Here is a 771-nt window from a genome sequence, read left to right as displayed (position 1 = left end):
CTTAGATGTTTCAGTTCCCCTCGTTCGCCTCGCAACACTATGTATTCATGTTGCGATAACAGCTTATGCTGCTGGGTTCCCCCATTCGGACATCGTTAGCTCAAATGCTTGTTACTAGCTCGCCAACGCTTTTCGCAAGTTACTACGTCCTTCATCGCCTCTGACTGCCAAGGCATCCACCGTATACGCTTAGTCGCTTAACCATACAACCCAAATGAGTTTCACTCACCTGCGTCGCATTGCGACCAGCTTGGTTTTACTTGTCTCACTTCTGACCAAAGAAGTGGACGCGCCTTAGACGTAAACTATTCAATAAAGAATAATTTACTWTTGAATATTCAAGACACTTAATAAAGTGTTTGAGAACTCATGTTCAATGCTTKCGCATTAAACGTTTTGTAATTAATCACAYGACAGACTCATGCAATTAAATACTATCAGCTTTCCAAATTGTTAAAGAACAACATCTACCTGCAAGAGGGATGTTTCGCTCTGACTTCTCGTGAGAGAAGCTAAACAAGCAATCTGTGTGAACACTCAAAAGGTACACGGATGTACCGAATGTCGAAAATGCAGGAGCATTTTTCGACCAAACATTAAGTTAGTCGTATAGGTAAGGAGGTGATCCAGCCCCAGGTTCCCCTAGGGCTACCTTGTTACGACTTCACCCCAGTCATGAACCACAAAGTGGTGAGCGCCCCCCCGAAGGTTAAGCTACCCACTTCTTTTGCAGCCCACTCCCATGGTGTGACGGGCGGTGTGTACAAGGCC

At 45.2% G+C, this 771-nt stretch carries 2 rRNA genes; both read right to left on the bottom strand.

The window, feature by feature from the left end:
• Positions 1-203 (bottom strand): 23S ribosomal RNA (locus tag L5M17_RS22950); the annotation flags it as partial.
• A gap of 411 nt (positions 204-614) precedes the next feature.
• Positions 615-771 (bottom strand): 16S ribosomal RNA (locus tag L5M17_RS22945); the annotation flags it as partial.

It is taken from the genome of Shewanella sp. SW24 (assembly GCF_025653395.1).
In the GTDB taxonomy this organism is placed as follows: Bacteria; Pseudomonadota; Gammaproteobacteria; order Enterobacterales; family Shewanellaceae; genus Shewanella; species Shewanella oncorhynchi.
Note: the sequence above shows the minus strand (reverse complement) of the source record. Positions and strands in the feature narration are given on the sequence as shown.